The sequence below is a fragment of the Rahnella sp. WP5 genome, assembly GCF_000745615.1.
GTDB lineage: Bacteria > Pseudomonadota > Gammaproteobacteria > Enterobacterales > Enterobacteriaceae > Rahnella > Rahnella aceris.
This window is the reverse complement of the sequence record NZ_KN050721.1, coordinates 25,702-42,518: the sequence shown is the minus strand read 5'-3', so window position 1 is coordinate 42,518 and position 16,817 is coordinate 25,702. Positions and strand designations below refer to the sequence as shown.

The following is a 16,817-nucleotide window of genomic DNA, read 5'->3' as shown; positions in this document are numbered from 1 at the left end:
ATTATTTCTTTGCCGCCGCCATTAACGCTTCAATATCATCGGCTTCTTTCACCACATCGCCGGTCAGAATTTCAATACCGGTGGTGGTGATCAGAATGTCGTCTTCAATACGGATACCGATGCCGCGGTATGCTTCCGGTACGTCGGCATCCGGCGCGATATACAGACCCGGTTCAACGGTCAGCACCATGCCCGGCTCCAGCGTACGGCTGCGATCCACTGAGCCATAATGGCCGACATCATGAACGTCCAGCCCCAGCCAGTGGGAAAGACCGTGCATGAAGAACTGGCGGTGTGCCTGCTCCGCGTAAAGGGTTTCAACGTCACCTTTCATCACGCCCAGTTTGACCAGACCTTCAATCATCACGCGAACTGCGGCTTCGGTCGCGGCCTGAATGCTGCTGCCCGGCCCGAACACTTCCAGCGCTTTATATTCTGACGCCAGCACGATGTCGTAGATTTCGCGCTGCGCTTTGCTGAATTTGCCGTTCACCGGGAACGTGCGGGTGATATCACCCGCATAACCCTGATATTCACAACCGGCGTCGATCAGCACTAAATCGCCGTCACGCAGTTCACATTCGTTTTCGGTGTAATGCAGGATGCAGCCGTTTTCGCCGCCGCCCACAATGGTGTTATAGGAAGGATAACGTGCACCGTGACGGGTGAATTCGTGATGAATCTCGCCTTCAAGCTGATATTCGAACATGCCCGGACGGCATTTTTCCATCGCACGGGTATGGGCCAGCGCGGTGATGTGTCCGGCGCGGCGCATGACGGCAAACTCTTCAGCCGATTTGAACAGGCGCATGTCATGCACCCACGGACGCCAGTCGGTGACAGTGGCCGGGGCCGAGAGATTCTGACGGAAGCCTTTGCGCAGTTTTTCCATGGCACGGTTAACGATTTCATCCGCATAGGCGTAATCGCCCTGTGCGTGATACAGCACGTCGAGACCGTTAAGCAGCAGATGAAGCTGATCGTTGATATCATCAAAAGGCAGCGCTTTGGTCACGCCAAGCCTGGCGGGCGCGGCTTCCTGACCTAAACGACGACCAAACCAGATTTCAGCGGTGAGATCACGGACGCGGTTAAACAGGACGCTGTGGTTATGATTTTCATCACTTTTCACCAGGATCAATACCGCTTCCGGCTCATTGAAACCGGTGAAATACCAGAAATCACTGCTCTGACGATACGGGTATTCACTGTCGGCACTGCGTGGTGCTTCGGGCGCAGAAAAAATTACCGCAGCACTTCCCGGGGCCATCTTCGCTAACAGCGCCTGACGACGATTCTCGTACTCTTGCTGAGTCATCACCTTCTCCTGAAATCGTTTTAATGAGTGCAATCAGTTTATGTAATGCAATGTACCATCAATGCAAAGTACGGTGATTTTCCGCAGCCGTCGGGCGGCTGTGGCCAAATTCACCAAAGCACAGAATGGCGGCAACACGGACGTACTCCACCACTTCCTCTAAAGATTGCGCCAGTTGTTCCTGATCTTCATCTTCGTCGTAGCCCAGTTGCGCGATGCTGCGCAAATCGTCGATCGCTTCACCGACTTCGCCTTTCACTTTGGCGAGTTTTGGCTGCATCATGCCCAGGCCAAGCAGGAAATGGTTAACCCATCCGGCCAGCGCATCGGCACGCTCAAAGATGTGTTTTTCATCGTCGGGCATCAACATTTTGAATTCGAAGCTGTCATCTTCGAGAGTGTCTGACGTCACTTTGCGCAATTGTTGCAGCAAATCTGCCAGCGTGTGCGGGAAGGCCATACCTTCGTTAGTCAGATCATGCACCATCGTCAGCCAGCTGCCGTCGCGATTGCCACCGCACAGCAAACCACTGATCAAACCGTGCATTTCTGCTGCGGTCAAAGCAACCGATTGTTGTTTCAGGTTTTGATCCAACGAATCGTAAGTAGGGTAAGTATTCTCTATAGACATGCGCATTCGCCATCGTTGGCAGGTTAAGTTCGTGTTATGCTACCACCAAGGTCTGTCGTAGTACCAGATTAGCAGCCCGTGATGGGGTGGTCTTAAACATGAATGGCACGCTCTGAACAATCGGGCAGCAGTCAGCCGGTCATGGGGTTGTAACCTGGTATTGAGATAGTTATAGTGGCGCCCGCTTCCAACATCCTGCGCCAGGTCGTAGTGGTCACGTTGGGGCGGACGAATAAATCAGCAGGAAGGTGGCATGTCTGCACAACCGGTAGATATTCAAATTTTTGGTCGCTCTTTACGGGTGAATTGTCCGCCAGAACAACAGGAAGCACTGAATCTGGCAGCTGAAGATCTTAATCAGCGGTTGCAAGATCTGAAAGTTCGCACTAGAGTCACCAATACGGAGCAACTGGTATTCATCGCGGCATTGAACGTATGTCACGAACTTGCTCAGGAAAGGTTGAAAACGCGCGACTACGCATCCAATATGGAACAACGTATACGGATGTTGCAACAAACCATCGAGCAGGCATTGCTCGAACAAGGCCGGATCTCTGAACGTGAAGGGGCGCCTTTCGAATAACACACGTTGCTGACTGACTGGTCACAGGTCGTCAGAAACGGTAAAAAATTTCTCTGAGATGTTCGCCAGCGGGCCCGTCCCCTGAGCCGATAATTAGTACCAACAGAATGTGATGATCCGTAATCGGTGCGCATGCTCGGTCCGTCCGAGAAGCCTAAAGATTGCGACAGCACGTTCACCTTGAACCATGGGTTCAAGGGTTACAGCCTGCGACGGCATCTCGGAGATTCCCCTTTCTTTTTGGTACATCCCTTTCTGGTGTTTGTATCTATGCCCTACACGCCGCTTTTTGCTTCTGCCCGACAAACCATCCGCAGTGAAATACGCCAACGCAGAAATACGCTGACCGCTGAACAGCAAACTCATTTTGCGCTGCAGGCTGCAGAACGCGTTGCAACCCATCCGAAAATTCAGTCCGCCACTTCAGTCTCCCTGTTTCTGTCCTTTGATGGTGAGCTGGATACCGCACCGTTGATCGCCCGTTTGTGGAACGAAGGCAAACAGCTTTGTCTGCCAGTGCTGCACCCTTTCTCGCCGGGTAATCTGCTTTTTCTGCGTTATACGCCCGATACGACGCTGGTGCGCAACCGGCTCAACATTCTTGAGCCACAACTGGATGTCACGCAGGTGATCCCACTGGCGCAGCTGGATATCATCCTGACGCCGCTGGTGGCGTTCGACAGTGCGGGGCAACGTTTAGGTATGGGTGGTGGCTTTTATGACCGCACACTTGAGCGCTGGAAAGAAGGCGGGCCGTATCCGATCGGATTAGCGCACGATTGTCAGCATGTCGATGCTTTACCGGTGGAACACTGGGATGTGCCTTTACCTGAGGTCATCACGCCTGGAAAAGTGTGGAGATGGTGATGCCAGACGATATAAATCCACGGTAAGCAGAGTGCCAGCCAGAAATAGAAGCACACCTCATGAGTATGTTGTAACTAAGCTTGAAATCCGCACGTCTCCCTTGCCTTTTAAAAACACAACCAATTGAAATTAATAATACTTTCTCTTTATACACACCGTTACACGCCGAAACCAATCACTCACGGACAGCAAGGTTTGTCACGCCTATTATTCTCACATCGGCCCCGCAGTGGGGTAGACACACAAACCAAGATCCCTGAGGAATTAAAGATGAAAAAAGTATTAGCTCTGGTTGTAGCCGCTGCAATGGGCCTGTCTTCTGTCGCTTTCGCTGCTGAAACTACCGCAACGCCGGCACCTGCTGCTACCACAACCACCGCAGCTCCGGCTCATGCCACTAAGCATAAAGCACACAAGAAACCTGTTCAGAAAGCGCAAGCTGCCAAGAAACACAAAAAAGCCGCTAAAAAAGCACCAGTCGCTCAGAAGGCGCAGGCGGCTAAAAAGCACGTGAAACATGCTAAGAAAGCGGCTCCTGTTGCTCAGAAGGCGCAGGCGGCTAAAAAGCACGTGAAACATGCTAAGAAAGCTGCTCCGGCTAAAGCAACTCCGGCAGCATAAGAAGTCACTAAGAAGTCTTTGTGAACGAATCTGTTCACTCTTATCAAGACTGAAAAATTTAACACCCGGTTCGCCGGGTGTTTTTTTCTCCGTTTTCTGCCCTGAGGTACTGACAGATGATGCTGCGCCGCTACCTGTTCGAAATCACTTTTTCATCAATGATCCTCTGCGGTCTGATTACCCTGTCCTTTTACTTCTGACGTTTTGATCCCCCCTTTATTCCCTCTGCAGACATTTTTTAACGCCCTGATGCCATAAAACAAAAAACCGCCTTTCGGCGGTTGGTATTTTGTCTGTTTCAGAAAGGCTTATCAGTAAAGCAAACGGGCACGAATGGTTCCCGGAATCGCCTTCATCAGTTGCAGCGCGGTAGTCAGCGTATTGATATCCGTTTCTGCATCAATCACCACATAACCGATTTCTGGACTGGTTTGCAGGTACTGCGCAGCAATGTTGATGCCCTGTTCCGCAAAAATCTGGTTGATGCTGGTCAGCACACCCGGACGGTTTTCGTGGATATGCAGCAAACGGCTGGCTTTCTCGGTATGCGCTGGCAGAGACGCTTCCGGGAAGTTAACCGCTGACAGTGTAGAACCGTTGTCAGAGTATTTCGCCAGTTTGCCTGCCACTTCGAGGCCGATACCTTCCTGCGCTTCCATCGTTGAACCGCCGATATGTGGCGTCAGCAATACGTTGTCGAATTCACACAGCGGAGAATTGAACGGGTCACTGTTAGTCGCCGGTTCTTCCGGGAAGACGTCGATAGCCGCACCGGAAAGATGTTTGTTGCGCAGCGCATTGCACAGCGCAGGAATGTCGATGACCGTACCGCGTGAGGCGTTGATCAGCAGTGCGCCCGGCTTCATCTGCGCCAGCTGCACTTCAGAAATCATGTCTTTGGTTCCGGCTGTTTCCGGCACATGCAGCGTGACGACGTCGCTGGTATTGAGCAATTCTTCCAGTGTGGCAATCGGCTGCGCGTTGCCCAAAGGCAGTTTGCTTTCGATGTCATAATAGAAGACGCGCATCCCCAGGCTTTCCGCCAGGATCCCCAGTTGCGTACCAATGTGGCCGTAACCGATAATGCCCAGACGTTTGCCGCGCGCTTCGAATGAACCGACCGCCAGCTTGTTCCAGACACCACGGTGCGCTTTCGCATTCGCTTCAGGAATGCCGCGCATCATCAGCAACATCTCGCCCAGCACCATTTCCGCAACCGAACGGGTGTTGGAGAAGGGTGCGTTAAAGACCGGAATACCACGACGGGTCGCAGCTTTCAGATCTACCTGATTGGTGCCGATACAGAAACACCCAACAGCCACCAGTTTTTCTGCTGCCTGGAACACTTCTTCAGTCAGCTGAGTACGCGATCGGAGTCCAACAAAGTGCGCATCACGGATCGATTCTTTCAGCGATTGCGTGTCTAAAGCACCTTTGTGAAATTCAATATTGGTGTAACCCGCGGCACGGAGTGTATCAACCGCACTTTGGTGGACGCCTTCCACTAACAAAAATTTAATCTTGTCTTTCTCAAGTGATACTTTTGCCATTTCCCGACCCTATATTTTTCTGGCTGAATTCGAACTGCAAGATGACTGCTCACAGTCAACATAACAAAAAATCCGCCATCATCAATACAAACGATTGCCTGCCCCCCAGCAGAAGGCTCAGCACGCCTGCCGGTTTTTAGCATTTCATGCTGGTTCAATTTTACTGTGCCAGACGTTCAGGAGGAGAAATACAGAAATGTGACATAAGTCACCAAATTAAAGCCTTTGAAGAAAAGATGATTCAGTCAGAAAATTATCATCTTCATAACATTGCGTTATGACAGCGCAATGACGAGGCTTAGGCTGGCTGCCTTGCCCTAAAGCAGCCAGATCTTCTGCTTATATTCTGATTACTTCAGTTTGACGGTTTTGACACCTTCAGAAGTCCCGACCAGCGCCACGTCAGCACCCCGGTTGGCGAACAGGCCGACAGTCACAACACCGGCAATATTGTTGATCTTATTTTCCATCGCGACGGCATCAAGAATGTTCAGGTTATGCACATCAAGGATCACATTGCCATTGTCTGTCAGCACATTCTGGCGGTATTCCGGCAGGCCGCCGAGTTTAACCAGTTCACGCGCAACATAAGAGCGCGCCATTGGGATCACTTCCACCGGCAGCGGGAATTTACCCAGCACATCAACCTGCTTGGAAGCATCCACGATACAGATGAATTTTTTGGCAATCGCGGCAATGATTTTTTCGCGGGTCAGCGCAGCGCCCCCCCCTTTGATCATCTGCATCGAGCCGTTGATTTCATCCGCGCCATCGACATACACATCCAGCGAATCCACTTCATTGCTGTCGAAAACATGAATACCCAGGCTCTTCAGTTTTGCGGTAGAAGCATCGGAGCTTGAAACCGCACCTTCAATCTGGCCTTTGATGGAACCCAGTGCATCAATGAAATGTGCGGCGGTGGATCCGGTACCGACACCGACAATGGTGCCCGGCGTGACGTAATCCAGTGCGGCCCAGCCGACTGCTTTTTTCAATTCTTCCTGCGTCATAATGGCTTCTCTGTCTGATAACACGTAAGTGGCGTGAATAGTTCGGTGGAACGAAGAGTGCCGGTGATTATAAAGCATGTCCCGGCAATTTGGATAAACAACACCGCAGCCAGATCACACTTATTAAGTGCAATTGTGCTGCAAACACAAAGATTTTCCTCACCACAAATCCTGACAATCTGTGGCATAGTGTTCGGATAAAATTAAATCTAAGGGACAGAACTCCGATGAAACGCCCGGACTATAGAACGCTGCAGGCACTGGACGCGGTGATCCGTGAGCGCGGTTTTGAGCGCGCAGCGCAGAAGCTTTGCATCACACAATCGGCCGTCTCTCAGCGCATCAAGCAACTGGAAAATTTGTTCGGCCAGCCGCTGCTGGTTCGTACCGTTCCACCCCGGCCGACTGAACAGGGACAGAAATTACTGGCCTTGTTACATCAGGTGGAATTACTGGAAGAAGAGTGGCTTGGCAGTGACAGCAACAATGAAAGCAATGATACACCTCTGCTGCTTTCACTGGCGGTCAATGCCGACAGTCTGGCAACCTGGCTGTTACCGGCGCTGAAATCAGTGCTGGTTGATTCCCCTATCCGCCTGAATTTACAGGTGGAAGATGAAACGCGCACGCAGGAACGTCTGCGTCGTGGTGAAGTGGTGGGCGCGGTAAGTATTCAGCCCCAGCCACTGCCGAGCTGTCTGGTGGATCAGCTTGGTGCGCTGGACTATTTGTTTGTGGGTTCGAAACCTTTTGCTGATCGCTATTTCCCGAACGGCGTTACCCGCTCCGCCTTGCTGAAAGCGCCTGCGGTAGCGTTTGACCATCTGGACGATATGCATCAGGCCTTCCTGCAACAGAACTTCGATTTATCGCCGGGCAGCGTGCCGTGCCACATCGTTAACTCGTCGGAAGCCTTTGTGCAACTGGCCCGTCAGGGCACCACCTGCTGCATGATCCCGCATCTGCAAATCGAGAAAGAGTTGGAAAGCGGCGAGCTGATCGACCTGACGCCCGGCCTGTTCCAGCGCCGTATGCTTTACTGGCACCGTTTTGCGCCCGAAAGCCGCATGATGCGTAAAGTCACCGATGCACTGATCGCCCACGGACATCAGGTGTTGCGTCAGGACTGACAGAATTATCCGGCGTGAAAAGCGGCGTTTAATCGCTTTTCTCCCGGACCATCTCGATCAATGCCCGCAGGCTCGCGGGCACATGCCGGTTGCCCGCGAAGTAGAGAAACAAACCGGGGATTGGCGGGCACCAGTCTTCCAGCACTGCGATTAGCCGCCCTTCTTTCAGCGCAACCTGCGCATAATCTTCAGGAACATACGCGATCCCCAGCCCGTCCTGTGCGGCCTCAATCATCAGTTGCGTATTATCCAGCGTCAGATTTCCCGGCACGTCCACCGCCACTTCCTGTCCGCGTTTGTGAAACTCCCAGCGATAGCGTTTTCCGCTGGGCAGGCGCTGACGCAGACACTGATGGCGGGCGAGATCATCCGGCGTTTCAGGGGCGGGATGCGCCGCAAGATAATCCGGCGAAGCCACGGCCAGAAAGCGCATGTCGGGGCTGAGTCGCACGGCGATCATGTCCCGTGGAACCGCTTCTCCCAGCCGGATCCCTGCGTCAAACCCTTCCCCGACAATATCCACCAGCTTTCCTTCCGCCACCAGATCCAGCGCCACACCGGGATAACGCGCCATGAATTGCGGAACAATATTGCGCAACAACAAGCGGATAGCGCCCTCGCTGCCGTTGATACGTAATTCACCCGTCAGCCGCCCCGGCTCGCCTGCTACGTCTTCCAGCGCCGCATCAAGCCCGTTCATCAGCGGATTAATCCGTTTCAGCAGGCGTTCACCCGTTTCGGTCAGTGACACACTGCGCGTCGTGCGGTGCAAAAGGCGTGCGCCAAGACGATCTTCAAGCCCGCGCATAATATGGCTGAGCGAGGATCGGGTAATGCCTAAAAGATCGGCGGCACGGCGGAAACTGCGGTGTTCAGCAACGGCCATAAAGGCCCTGAGTTCTGCCAGGGTCGGTTTGCTCAATAATGGTTTGCTCATTGGTGGGTAATATTCACCTGTTCATGCGGGTTATTGGGTATTAACGCAACAATAGTATTGCCCTACCCTGAATGTCTGGCAACTTCTGCAACAGAGGCATTTGATAATGGCAAAGACATGGTTTATTACCGGCACATCGACCGGCCTTGGACGCCTGCTCACTGAACAGCTACTTGAGCGCGGTGACCGGGTGATCGCCACCTTACGCAAGCCAGGTGCGCTTGACGCCTTACAGGCGATCTATGGCGATCAGTTGCATAGCATCACGCTCGACGTCACAGACACTCCGGCAATCAGAGCAGCCGTTGCCGGCGCATTCACTAAGATGGGACGTATTGATGTCGTGGTCAGCAATGCCGGTTATGGCCTGTTCGGCGCAGGCGAAGAAACCAGTGACGAACAAATCGACAGGCAGATCGCCACTAACCTGGTGGGTTCGATCCAGCTTATCCGCGCCGTTTTACCCTACCTGCGCGGACAAGGTGGCGGCCGGATTGTGCAGGTTTCATCGGAAGGCGGACAGATCGCTTATCCCAACTTCAGTCTTTATCATGCGACCAAATGGGGGATTGAAGGGTTTGTCGAATCCGTTGCGCAGGAAGTGGCACCGTTTGGCATTGATTTCCTGATCGTGGAACCCGGCCCGACCAGCACAGAATTTGGCGCCGGGCTGGATCATGCAACGCCCTTGCCGTGCTACGAAAAGACACCCGCCGGTGAGGTACGCCGGGCGATTGCATCCGGTGATTTCGCCATTAAAGGTGACGCGGTAAATACTGTCCGGGCGATGATCACCGCTGCCGATGCCGTCAGTCCGCCACTACGTCTGGCGCTGGGCAGTACCGCTTATGCCTCGATCAGCCAGGCGCTGACAGAAAGATTGCGGGTGCTGGAAGCACAGAAACAGGTGACGTTTTCAGCCGATAAAGAAGTCCGACAGGCAACATAAAAGGTCAGAAACAAAAAACCCGCCGGAGCGGGTTTTTTCATTTTTACAGAATCATTCTTACTGAGCCGGGGCTGGTGCAGGTGCCTGAGGCTGCAATTCGAATACCACATCGACCTGATCGTCGAAATGAATACTTTGCTGCTCGTAGGTTTGCGCGACATCGCTCTGCCCTGCGGCTTCGGCGGTTTTATACATACGCGCCACCGGCATCGGCTGGTAGTTAGCAACGTGATAACGAATGCTGTAAACCGGCCCCAGTTTGGTATGGAAACCTTCGGCCAGCGATTTTGCCTGCTGCGTGGCGTTTTCAATCGCTTTCTGACGCGCTTCATCACGGAATTTATCCGGATTGGCGACGCCCAGTTCAACCGCACGCACTTCATTCAGGCCGGATTTCAGCGCGCCATCCAGCAGTTCATTCAGTTTGTCGAGCTGACGCAAAGTTACCTGAACCTGACGCACGGCGCGGTAGCCCTTGAGCTGTGACGTGCCATCTTTCAGGTAGTTATATTCCGGCTGAGTACGCAGGTTCGCCGCATTGATATCTTTTTTCTCAATGCCGTTTTTCTGCAGGAAAGCAAAGTACTCTGCCACGCGTTCATCAGCCTGCTTCTTGGCGCTGGCTGAATCGTTCGCCGACACGCTGACTTCAATCGCCAGTGTCGCGATATCCGGCGTGGCATCCACGCTTGCGGTGCCTGACGTCACGACGTGCGGCCCGGCAGGTAATTCTGCCGCCTGTAACGCCAGCGGTAATGTCCCTAATCCCAACATCGCTGCTACAGCCAATGCTTTCAGTTTCACAGTGCCTCCATTAATCATCAAAGATCTGGCAATAGATAGGTCAAACAATCTGCGAAACCGTAGCATAATCCGTTACAACAGAAACTAAGATTAGTGACAAAACTCAAAATACCCCGGTCTGACGCGCCAGTTGTATTGCAATTCCCCACATAATTGCACCGACGATAAAGTTGATGACGCGCTGCACTTTGCCGGTATTCAGCCAGGGCGCGAGCATGGCGGCGAGGATCGCCAGCCCGAAGAACCACATCACTGACGCACTGACCGCGCCGAGCGCAAACCACGAACGCTCATCATGGCTCAGGCTGCCGCCCAGACTGCCGAGCACCACGAAAGTATCGAGATAAACGTGCGGATTCAGCCAGGTGACCGCCAGCATGCTGACCACGATTTTCCAGCGGCTTTGCTTCGCCACTTCGGCCTGCGCCAGTTCGGGATTTTTGCTGAAGGCAGTACGAAACGCGCCCCAGCCATACCAGAGTAAAAACGCCACGCCGCCCCAGCTCACCAGCATCAGTAAGGTCGGGGATTTGCTCAGCAGCGCGCTGCCGCCAAAGATACCGCCACAAATCAGCGCAATGTCGCTCAGGGCGCACAAACCGGCGATCATCAGATGATACTGACGACGGATGCCCTGATTCATCACAAATGCATTCTGCGGGCCAATGGGTAAAATCATCGCGGCGCTCATCGCCAGTCCTTGCAGGAAAATAGCCAGCATGGGATATCCTTCAGAGAGTGAATAACAGAGATTGCGCGCAGTGTAAGGGCTTAGCCGGTATAAGAGGAAATGGATATTTCTAATCGGTCATTAGACTGGCTTATCAGTGGCAGGATGATATTTCAGGCATGAAAAAGGCGCCCGCAGGCGCCTGAGAAAATCTGAATCCGGGAAGCATACTTTATTCGAAAGTGCGTCGTTCTTCCTGCTGGTTGCCCGCCGCATTCGCCACCTGATACAGGTGAACATCCATCTGCGGATACGCAATATTGATATTGTTTTTATCCAGCGCGCGTTTGAACGATTCCAGCAGATCCCATTTCACGTTCTGTGCATCACCGTTGCTGGTCCAGGCGTACACAATGAAATTCAGGGTTGAAGCTGCCATTTCGTTGAGGCGAACCACGACGTCTTTATCTTTCAAAACGCGCTGATCGGCTGTGATGATATCGGTCAGGATCGTTTTCACCAGATCGATGTCAGAGTCATAACCCACGCCCACCGTCAGCTCGATACGGCTGGTCGGTTCGCGTGAATTATTGATGATGTTACCGGCGATGATTTTACCATTCGGCACCACAATGATTTTGTTGTCCGGCGTACGCAGGGTAGTGGAAAAAATTTGTACCTGAGTGACGGTACCGGCCACGCCGCCGAGATCGACATATTCACCGGCACGGAACGGACGGAAGATCACCAGCAAAACGCCGGCCGCAAAGTTGGACAGCGACCCCTGTAATGCCAGACCGACGGCCAGACCGGCGGCACCGATGACGGCAATCACGGACGTGGTTTGCACGCCAATCCGCCCCAGAACCGCAATCAGCGTGAACGCGATAATCGCGTAACGCACCATGGCGGAAAGGAAGTCGGAAACGGTGATGTCAATACCACGAACTTTTAAGACCCGGCTGACGGCACCGGAAACGACACGGGCGATAATCATCCCCACAATCAGAATGAAGATCGCTGCCACAATATTCACCGCGTAATGAAGCAGTAACGCCTGGTTTCTCACCAACCAGTTGCCAGCATTATTGATGCTGCCCACAACGTTTAAATCATCCATTTAAAGTACCCCAAAATTACACCCTCACGGGCTGCAAGAAACCAAAGCTGCCCCGTTTAACGAGGCAGCAAGTGTTCTGTAAGGTTAACTAACAATGCGATGAAGTGCCAATTTCGCAGCAAAGAGTTCAGATAAATTAAGAATTTGCGTGGCTGTTTTTTAACGGTTCAGGGGTTTTGAATGCCTGAAGGGGGCCGCGGCCGCTCAGCGTAAAGGCAGCAATCACCGTGAAGGTCAGCGCGATGACTCCGAGGATCAGATAGGTGCCGTGGAAACCGATTCGGTCATACATGTTGCCCGCGAAAACGGACATAAAGATGATCGCCACCTGTTTGAAGAAGCAGAACGTCACCAGATAAATCGTCGCCGAGAAACGCACCTCAAACACGGACGTAATGTATTTGAAGCAACCGACAATCAGGAACGGCACCTCAAACATGTGCAAGGTTTTCAGCACCACCACTTCCAGCGGCGATGACGCGAAAGACGAGCCGATGATGCGCACTGACATGATGGTACCGGCCAGCAGCAAAGCATTCTTGCCACCAATGCGGTTCACTATCAGCGGTGCGAAAAACATGATGCTGGCGTTGAGCAGTTCGCCCATCGTGGTCACATAGCCAAAGACGCGCGTCCCTTCAGAAGATGACGTGAAGAAGGAGGTAAAGAAGTTGGCAAACTGCTGATCGAACACGTCGTACGTACAGGAAACACCGATGACGTACAGCGCCAGGAACCACAGCTTCTTGTCTTTCAGCAGTTCGAGGGCAAGTTTGAGATTGAACGGTTTGCTGTTCGCCCCCAGTTCGTTGGCCACGCGCGCGCTGGACGTGACTTCCGGTTTGGCGATCAGCAACAGGATGGCGAGGATCACCGCACAGCCGGAGCCGAGCCAGAACACAAATTCATTGTTGATGGTAAACATGATGCCGACCACCGATGCGCACAGCGCCCAGCCGACACAACCGAACATACGTGCACGGCCAAATTCAAAGCTGCTGCGACGGCTGACTTTCTCGATATAGGCTTCAATCGCAGGCGCACCGGCGTTGTAAATCAGGCCAAGGTAAATCCCGCCCACCACCGAACCGAGATAGATATTAATTTTCAGTAACGGCCCAAACACGTAGATAAAGAATGGCGCAAACAGGATCAACATGCCGGTGATGATCCACAGCAAATGCTTTTTCAGCCCCAGTTTATCCGCCAGTAAACCAAACACCGGCTGGAACAACAGTGAGAACAGCGAAATGCTGGCGAAGATAATGCCGGTGTCGCTTTTGCTGATCTGATTAATATCATGCAGCCAGATCGGGAAGAACGGGAAGTAGGCACCCATGATGAAAAAGTAAAAGAAGAAGAACAGCCCGAACATCCAAAAGTTAGTATTTTTCAGGTAATACATAAGCATTTTCCTTACGTCTGAATATCGCGCCGCCGGGGATTAACACGGCGGCGCAGGCTGTCAGGCACGTTTCCAGGTGAACGAATAATGGTACTGACCGGCTGTCAGCAGGAAATCAGGGCTGACGCTCGGGCTCCACGAATCATCACCGCCGACGCCCATATGGAAGCCGTCGATGTTCAGCCAGGTGCCCTCTTCTTCACGCAACATGTGACGATGGCTGGTGTCCATCAACTGTTGCAGGCTGTAGCGGCTCAGGCCAAAGTGGAAATTGCCACGCAGCGTCCATCCGGCGTAATCCAGCTCACGGGTCTCTCCGCGCAGACCGTTTTCGGTCGGGAAAACGTAAGGCGTGTACATCTCTGTCAGCGGCAAATTCCAGCGCCCGTGCTGCGCAGCCAGACGGCGATCCGGGTAGTTTTCATGCGGCCCCAGGCCCAGCCAGCTAACGTTTTTTGCGGTTTCAGCCAACTGACAGGTCAGGCCAATGCGCCCCGGTGACGGCACGTTTGATGCCACGCGAACCTCCGCGCTGATATGCAGTTCGCCCTGATTATCAATGCGGAAAATCTTGCGGCTCAGCAGTCGCGTTTCTTCCTCCGCCATAAACGCGTGAGTGGTCGTGATCACTACCCCGTCCTGTAACTGATCGGCGGAGATGTTTAATAAACGCGATTCCAGATGGTACATACCCGCCGCTTTCCAGCGCTCAACCCAGGCATTCGGGTCAATACGGGTGACTTCGCTGACACCGATATCATTATCTACCGGCGCACGGACAAACTGGTCGCGCAAGGCGGAAAGCAGGCGCGGCGTTTTACCATCGAACCACTGTTCCAGCAATCCGCTTTGCTGACTGAACTGCCAGCACTGCGCGCCGTGCAGTACGGAAATCACGTCACCTTGCTGATCGAGAACCGGCGTGGCGGCAGAGATTTTTTCCGGCACCGGCAATATCAGCGGTTGCGGCAACTGCCATTGATCCCAGGCACTACGGTGTCCGGCTTCTGACCACGCAGTCGCCTGTGGCTGGTGTACCGCAACATTCAGCCACAAATCGCCTTCTGCCTGCGGCATATCCCCCAGATTCAGGGTTTGTTTGCCGTTGGGCGCGATATCCAGTACCGCCTCGCCCTGTGAAATGACTTCGCCGTCACGTTCAATGCGCCAGACAAACTGCTCATTATCACTGTGCCGGAACAAGTATTCGCTTTGTATTTCAATCATCAAAGGCGAAGTGCCTGTGAGCGAGAACTGGAAAAATTGCTGGGCGCGCTGGGCTTCAAATAAGGACGGATGCGGAGTGCGGTCAGCGAATACCAGACCGTTCATGCAGAACTGCCGGTCATTTGGCGTATCACCAAAATCGCCGCCGTAGGCCATATAACGCTCACCGTTTTCGCTGGTGCGCAGCAGACTCTGATCAACCCAGTCCCAGACAAAACCGCCCTGCAGACGCGGGAACTGACGGAACGCTTTCCAGTATTTATCAAAGCCGCCAAAGCTGTTGCCCATCGCATGGGCGTATTCGCAGAGGATCAGCGGACGCGTTTCGTCCGGCATGCTGATCCACTTTTTAATCGACCATTTCGGTACAGCCGGGAACGGCTGATCCTGCTCAACGCGGGAATACATCGGGCAGATAATGTCGGTCGCCGCGCTGTTGGCACCGCCGCCTTCGTACTGCACCGGACGGGTCGGATCGACAGATTTGATCCAGCGGTACAGCGCGTCATGAGTGGCGCCATGACCGGACTCGTTGCCCAGTGACCAGATGATGATGCACGGATGATTGCGGTCGCGCTGAACCATGCGCGTCACGCGTTCGCTGAAGGCGTTGAACCACACCGGATCATCCGACAGACGGTTCATCGGCTGCATGCCGTGGGTTTCGATATTGGCTTCATCCACGACGTACAGACCGTATTCGTCACAGAGCCGGTACCACAGCGGATGGTTCGGATAATGCGAGCAGCGCACGGCGTTGAAGTTGTGCTGTTTCATCAGCACGATATCGCGGCGCATCGTCGCTTCGTCCATCACCTGACCGTTTTCGGGATGATGCTCGTGACGGTTGGTGCCGCGGATCAGCACCGGCTGACCGTTCACTTTCAGCAGCCCGTTGCTGATTTCCACCTGACGGAAACCGACGTCACAGGCCTCGGCTTCAATAAGCTGGCCCTGTGGCGAAATCAGGGAAATGACAGCACGGTATAAAGCGGGCTGTTCAGCGCTCCATAATGCGGGCCGGCTGACCGGCAGACGCAGCGTGGTGCGGTCAAATGCCGTCCCGCGTTCATCAATGATTTCACTGCCGAGCGGTTGCTGATGTTCTGCGACCGGTTTATCGCCCTGCCATAACTGGACGCGCACCTGATAATCAGCTGCGGTGTCCTGCGGCACCGCGGCGCTGACTTGTACTTCCAGCTCGGCCTGCGTGAAGCCGTGGAACAGATGCGTGCGCACCTGCAAATCGGTGATCTGCTCTGCCGGTTTATGCAGCAAGGTGACATCACGGAAGATGCCGCTCATGCGCCACATATCCTGATCTTCCAGATAACTGCCGTCGCTCCAGCGCAGCACCATCACCGCCAGACGGTTTTCACCCGCGTGCAGCACATGACTGAGATCGAATTCCGCCGGTAAACGGCTGTCCTGGGAATAGCCGATCCACTGACCGTTGCACCATAAATAGAACGCAGAATTGACGCCGTTGAACACAATGCGCGTCTGCCCGCTGCTCAGCCAGTCATTATCCACAGAAACTGTGAGCGAGTAACAACCCGCAGGATTTTCTTCCGGTACAAACGGCGGATTGACGGGGATCGGGTACTGCACGTTGGTATAAATCGGCGCGTCATAACCCGCTAACTGCCAGTTTGACGGCACCTGCACAGCATCGGCATCAGGCAGATCCTGTTGCAGCCATTGCTCCGGCACGGCTTCAGGACGGTTAAAATAGCTGAACGCCCACTCGCCATTCAGGTTACGAATTTTTTCTGAAGCCTTGTTGTTTCTCGCTTTCTCTGCATTTCGCCAGCTGTTGAACGGCGGGTGTGCGGGTAATCGGTTGCACTGCGTCGAGGCCGGTTTTTCCCAGTCACGGCGGGCCAGAACAGTGGCCAGCGATGATAATTTATCTTCCGCTGATGGATTCATAATATCTCCCCGGTAAATTGTTATGCGCTCACAATAATATAAACATGCGTAACCGGAGAG

General features: G+C 53.5%; 15 protein-coding genes and 1 other RNA gene. 6 read left to right on the top strand and 10 right to left on the bottom strand.

Annotated elements, in window-relative coordinates; genetic code table 11:
* Window position 1: 1 nt before the first annotated feature.
* A complete protein-coding gene (gene pepP, locus EX31_RS21495) occupies window positions 2–1,318 on the bottom strand; it encodes a Xaa-Pro aminopeptidase (RefSeq protein WP_037036682.1) in 1,317 nt (438 codons plus the stop codon).
* A gap of 58 nt (window positions 1,319–1,376) precedes the next feature.
* Entirely contained in the window at window positions 1,377–1,949 is a 573-nt protein-coding gene (locus EX31_RS21490; protein WP_015690331.1) for a YecA/YgfB family protein, read from the bottom strand.
* 253 nt (window positions 1,950–2,202) lie between these two features.
* Here EX31_RS21490 and zapA point away from each other — a divergent pair, with 253 nt between their 5' ends.
* The 4 genes from zapA to asr all read left to right on the top strand — a co-directional run bounded on the left by zapA (window position 2,203) and on the right by asr (window position 4,020).
* Window positions 2,203–2,532 carry a cell division protein ZapA gene (gene zapA, locus EX31_RS21485; protein WP_013576788.1) on the top strand — a complete coding sequence of 110 codons (330 nt, stop codon included), beginning with the start codon at window positions 2,203–2,205 and terminating at the stop codon, window positions 2,530–2,532.
* Window positions 2,533–2,579: 47 nt separating this feature from the next.
* Window positions 2,580–2,763, top strand: a non-coding RNA gene (gene ssrS, locus EX31_RS25610) — 6S RNA.
* Between the two features lie 39 nt (window positions 2,764–2,802).
* Window positions 2,803–3,399, top strand: a complete 597-nt coding sequence (locus tag EX31_RS21480; protein WP_037036679.1) for a 5-formyltetrahydrofolate cyclo-ligase — start codon at window positions 2,803–2,805, stop codon at window positions 3,397–3,399.
* Between the two features lie 270 nt (window positions 3,400–3,669).
* Window positions 3,670–4,020, top strand: a complete 351-nt coding sequence (asr, locus tag EX31_RS21475) for an acid resistance repetitive basic protein Asr (protein WP_037036677.1) — start codon at window positions 3,670–3,672, stop codon at window positions 4,018–4,020.
* A 311-nt stretch (window positions 4,021–4,331) separates the two neighbouring features.
* Here asr and serA read toward each other — a convergent pair whose 3' ends face one another.
* Window positions 4,332–5,570, bottom strand: coding sequence for a phosphoglycerate dehydrogenase (gene serA / locus EX31_RS21470; RefSeq protein ID WP_037036675.1), 1,239 nt, complete (start codon window positions 5,568–5,570; stop codon window positions 4,332–4,334).
* A 350-nt stretch (window positions 5,571–5,920) separates the two neighbouring features.
* A complete protein-coding gene (gene rpiA / locus EX31_RS21465; protein WP_037036674.1) occupies window positions 5,921–6,583 on the bottom strand; it encodes a ribose-5-phosphate isomerase RpiA in 663 nt (220 codons plus the stop codon).
* A 227-nt stretch (window positions 6,584–6,810) separates the two neighbouring features.
* On the opposite strand from rpiA, the gene EX31_RS21460 reads away from it, so the two are divergent.
* The gene (locus EX31_RS21460; RefSeq protein WP_013576793.1) at window positions 6,811–7,713 is read left to right on the top strand and encodes a LysR family transcriptional regulator ArgP; all 903 of its coding nucleotides are present in this window, start codon (window positions 6,811–6,813) and stop codon (window positions 7,711–7,713) included.
* A 28-nt stretch (window positions 7,714–7,741) separates the two neighbouring features.
* Here EX31_RS21460 and EX31_RS21455 read toward each other — a convergent pair whose 3' ends face one another.
* Window positions 7,742–8,650, bottom strand: coding sequence for a LysR family transcriptional regulator (locus tag EX31_RS21455; protein WP_037036673.1), 909 nt, complete (start codon window positions 8,648–8,650; stop codon window positions 7,742–7,744).
* Window positions 8,651–8,756: 106 nt separating this feature from the next.
* Here EX31_RS21455 and EX31_RS21450 point away from each other — a divergent pair, with 106 nt between their 5' ends.
* Window positions 8,757–9,599 (top strand): SDR family oxidoreductase, encoded by an 843-nt coding sequence (locus EX31_RS21450; RefSeq protein ID WP_037036671.1) that lies wholly within the window; start codon window positions 8,757–8,759, stop codon window positions 9,597–9,599.
* A gap of 57 nt (window positions 9,600–9,656) precedes the next feature.
* Here the strand turns inward: EX31_RS21450 and EX31_RS21445 are convergent, their stop codons facing one another.
* The 5 genes from EX31_RS21445 to EX31_RS21425 form a co-directional block, all read right to left on the bottom strand.
* On the bottom strand, window positions 9,657–10,403 hold the full coding sequence (locus EX31_RS21445) for an oxidative stress defense protein (RefSeq protein WP_013576796.1): 747 nt from the start codon (window positions 10,401–10,403) through the stop codon (window positions 9,657–9,659).
* 103 nt (window positions 10,404–10,506) lie between these two features.
* Complete coding sequence (gene argO / locus EX31_RS21440) at window positions 10,507–11,124, bottom strand: arginine exporter ArgO (RefSeq protein WP_037036668.1); 618 nt, start codon at window positions 11,122–11,124, stop codon at window positions 10,507–10,509.
* Window positions 11,125–11,305: 181 nt separating this feature from the next.
* Window positions 11,306–12,193, bottom strand: coding sequence for a small-conductance mechanosensitive channel MscS (mscS, locus tag EX31_RS21435; RefSeq protein WP_013576798.1), 888 nt, complete (start codon window positions 12,191–12,193; stop codon window positions 11,306–11,308).
* 136 nt (window positions 12,194–12,329) lie between these two features.
* Complete coding sequence (locus tag EX31_RS21430; RefSeq protein ID WP_013576799.1) at window positions 12,330–13,598, bottom strand: MFS transporter; 1,269 nt, start codon at window positions 13,596–13,598, stop codon at window positions 12,330–12,332.
* 60 nt (window positions 13,599–13,658) lie between these two features.
* A complete protein-coding gene (locus EX31_RS21425; protein ID WP_037036666.1) occupies window positions 13,659–16,757 on the bottom strand; it encodes a beta-galactosidase in 3,099 nt (1,032 codons plus the stop codon).
* Between the last annotated feature and the right edge of the window lie 60 nt (window positions 16,758–16,817).